Source organism: Roseofilum acuticapitatum BLCC-M154 (genome assembly GCF_030068475.1).
GTDB classification, from domain to species: Bacteria; Cyanobacteriota; Cyanobacteriia; order Cyanobacteriales; family Desertifilaceae; genus Roseofilum; species Roseofilum acuticapitatum.
The window spans coordinates 1-3,022 of sequence record NZ_JAQOSP010000068.1; the positions used below are offsets into that span (position 1 = coordinate 1).

Annotated in this window: 4 protein-coding genes and 4 pseudogenes; 7 read left to right on the forward strand and 1 reads right to left on the reverse strand. The window is 44.4% G+C overall.

What is annotated here, in order from left to right; genetic code table 11:
* The 5 genes and pseudogenes from PMG71_RS10130 to PMG71_RS10150 all read left to right on the forward strand — a co-directional run.
* A pseudogene (locus PMG71_RS10130) lies at positions 1-259 on the forward strand (hypothetical protein); the annotation flags it as partial.
* Positions 172-354, forward strand: a pseudogene (locus PMG71_RS10135) (ABC transporter permease); the annotation flags it as partial. The pseudogenes PMG71_RS10130 and PMG71_RS10135, both read left to right, overlap by 88 nt.
* 170 nt (positions 355-524) lie before the next feature.
* Positions 525-788 carry a hypothetical protein gene (locus PMG71_RS10140; protein ID WP_283753558.1) on the forward strand — a complete coding sequence of 88 codons (264 nt, stop codon included), beginning with the start codon at positions 525-527 and terminating at the stop codon, positions 786-788.
* A 99-nt stretch (positions 789-887) separates the two neighbouring features.
* Positions 888-1,334 (forward strand): annotated as a pseudogene (locus tag PMG71_RS10145) (Bax inhibitor-1 family protein); the annotation flags it as partial.
* A 100-nt stretch (positions 1,335-1,434) separates the two neighbouring features.
* On the forward strand, positions 1,435-1,806 hold the full coding sequence (locus PMG71_RS10150; RefSeq protein ID WP_283753560.1) for a hypothetical protein: 372 nt from the start codon (positions 1,435-1,437) through the stop codon (positions 1,804-1,806).
* 6 nt (positions 1,807-1,812) lie between these two features.
* On the opposite strand, the gene PMG71_RS10155 is transcribed toward PMG71_RS10150, so the two are convergent.
* Positions 1,813-2,040 carry a hypothetical protein gene (locus PMG71_RS10155; RefSeq protein ID WP_283753561.1) on the reverse strand — a complete coding sequence of 76 codons (228 nt, stop codon included), beginning with the start codon at positions 2,038-2,040 and terminating at the stop codon, positions 1,813-1,815.
* 236 nt (positions 2,041-2,276) lie between these two features.
* Here PMG71_RS10155 and PMG71_RS23885 point away from each other — a divergent pair.
* A pseudogene (locus tag PMG71_RS23885) lies at positions 2,277-2,429 on the forward strand (transposase); the annotation flags it as partial.
* A gap of 47 nt (positions 2,430-2,476) precedes the next feature.
* Positions 2,477-3,022, forward strand: a 546-nt coding sequence (locus PMG71_RS10160) for a diacylglycerol/polyprenol kinase family protein (RefSeq protein ID WP_283753562.1), incomplete at its 3' end; no start/stop codon positions are given.

Below are 3,022 nucleotides of genomic sequence, written 5' to 3' on the forward strand. Positions count from 1 at the left end.
GTACATTAATCCAGAATTCGTATTATTAGCTGAACAGAGAAAAAAGATTGTTGGTTTTTTATTTGCTCTTCCGGATTTTTGCTTAAAACAACGGAAGTTGCCTATAGATACCCTCATTCTTAAGACTGTGGCTGTATTACCTCAAAGAGACTATGCTGGACTCGGAAGTTTGCTGATTTTCTCATCGCCAGCTTCACTGCTGGGAGTGGCTTTAATACCTTGCCTATGGAAATTTTTAGCCGCATCCGAACCGGCGTAAAACCGGATATTAACGCCCTCAGTGTGATCCTGATTGCCATGTCGGGATTAGTGGCATTCCTAGCAGAATTCTGGCGCTATAAGAGTGAAAAGTAAAGATTGGAGAAGTCCCCATTACAGCGCTTTCCGCTATCGCGGACATGAATGCGCTGTGATAGGGGGATAGGGGGAACACATAACAGACAAGGGTAGGGTTCCAAGTGTCCGGAAGGAACTTCAACAGCCTTGCAGGAGACAACTATATACAAGGTTGAGGATTTCTACTTATGTCTCCAAAAACTTGTTTAACGAATTGTTCCCAAAATTATTGTCCTTTTGTACAAGATCCTGAAAACCCTCGTCGTTATGTTTGCTTGAAATGTGGATTAGAGCGATCTTTGGACGATCGCCACTATCATCGTCATTATCACTCTCATCATGATTATGGCGATTATGGCGATTATCGGAATTATCGAGATTATGAAGGCGATCGCCCCTCGGCTGCCATCCTTGCCCTTCTGAGCGTGATTGTGATGCTCATCCTCATTTAGATGAGATTAAACAAACTGGGTGATTTTCGGCAACTCTACAGAGCTTTGCGCCACAATATAAGATATAGCTTTGTGATAGAGGTTTCACGATAAACACCCATGAGTAACAGTTCTAACTTTCTCAATGACATTCGCGAAGCCAAGGGACAACGGGTTGTTGGCCCTAATGTAATTCCAAATGCCCTTCCCTATGTGGGGGGAGGCTTGGTTTTAACGGCTCTCGGAACCTATGGTGGCTTAACCGTAATCAACACTAACCCTGGCATCTTCATGCCCACTTTTATTGTGGCCATGATTGTTGAGTTAGTGCTTTTCTTTGCCGCTAGAAGAGTGGCAGAAAAAGCCAACAACAGCATCGCTCTCCCCCTACTGGCAACCTATAGCCTCCTGTCTGGCTATACCCTGAGTGGCTTAGTTTACGTCGCTCTGGGGACTGAAGGGGTGGGGATGCAAGGCATTGCCTTTGCTGCTCTCGGTTGTGGGGTAGCGTTTGTTTTTGCTCGCCAAATTGGATCAAACCTCTCGGAGCAAGATGGTTTAGCTCTAAGAGCGATCCAGCATTACTTAGGGCATCGGTCAATGAAAAACACCCTCATCTATACTGAACTGTCTCCCAATGCATTCAATGATTTTTGGAGGAACTAAGATGCGTCTGATTAATTTTTTTGGATGGGTGATTATTGGTCTTATCGGATGCCATTTTTTAATCTTGGCTCCTACATCCACAGTTATCATTATTTTTGTACTGGGATGTTTGCATCTACGCCATCTAAAGCTGGAAGAGTTTAAGCAAAAACCAAATGAGACTAGAGAGCAATGGAAACGAAGACTCAGATTAAAGCAGATGAGGGAGGAAGAAGAGGAACGAGAGAGAGAAGCTGAGATAAGGGCAAACCAACACGAATATGAATGGAAAGCAAGAGAAGAACAGGAAAAAAAAGAACGAGAATGGAGTGAACAAATGTATGGATTTGGAGTCTCTTCCAAAGAATGGCATGACGAGCATCCTATTTTATAAAGATAGTTAAGGAACTTCTTTTTTATCATTATCTTCTAGAGACTCCAAAGAAGCTTTAATCTGCTCTAATTTAGCCTTCCCTTCCTGATATTTTGCTCCCTTGTAACCCATCACTGTTGTGATGATTTCAGAGTCAGGTAACCCATCATCTAAAGCTATCCGAACTTGCTCTGTTAGACCGTTAATTTCGTTAGAACTCTCAGAGTTAGGGGGTAACGAACGCTCTAACGGCATATCCTCGTAATCCTCGTCAATGCTGGCGTTGGGGTCAGTTAGCCCTAGCGAACTTTTCCGTTCGGAGCTAAGAGCTGATTCCTAAAGAAAAAGTAAAGATCGGCAGTGAAACCAAGTAAGGAGGTGTTACGGTAAGATTGGTAAGTCCTGAAAACCTGTCCATGAGTCGATTACCCCAAATTGCTAACCCAAAGCGCCAAGCCTATCCGAGCGATCTCAGTGATAGATAATGGGAAATAATCAGCCCTTTGCTGCCGGAAAAAAAAGGCTTTGGCAGACCAAGAACTGTAGATCTCAGAGAAATCCTGAATGCCATTTTTTACGTGCAGCGAAGTGGTTGTCAGTGGGAAATGTTGCCTCATGATTTCCCTCATCATGGTACAGTGTACTCGAAGAGATTCAGCTAACCCATTTTTAATTTTTAATTGAGATAGCTATGTTTCCGGCTTGGGTTAGCGTACTGTTAGTGTTATCAATTCTTGCGGGATTGATCGTGGTTTTGCGGGTGTATCAGCACTGCTACTCTCCCCATCCTGAAGGGGTGCGTAAGTTGCTGCATGTGGGGATGGGGTTGGTGACGTTGAGTTTTCCCTGGTTATTCGAGTCTCCCCTGCCGGTGATCGGGTTGGCGATCGCCGCGATCGCCTTTCTATGCAGTATTAAATTTATCCCTTACTTTCATCAACAGTTGGGCAGTGTCACTGATAGCGTCGGTCGTAGCTCCTGGGGGGAAGTCTATTTTCCCTTATCGGTTGCAATTGTTTTTACCTTGTCCCAAGGTAATCTCGTCTACTATCTGATTCCGATGCTTCTGCTTACCCTCGGAGATGCAGTAGCGGCACTCATTGGAGTGAGCTATGGATTACACACTTATAGCACCTCAGAAGGACGTAAAAGTGCGGAAGGTTCGATCGCCTTTTTCACCGTTGCTTTTTTAAGCACCCATATTCCCTTACTGTTGCTCACGAATACAGGACGAGCT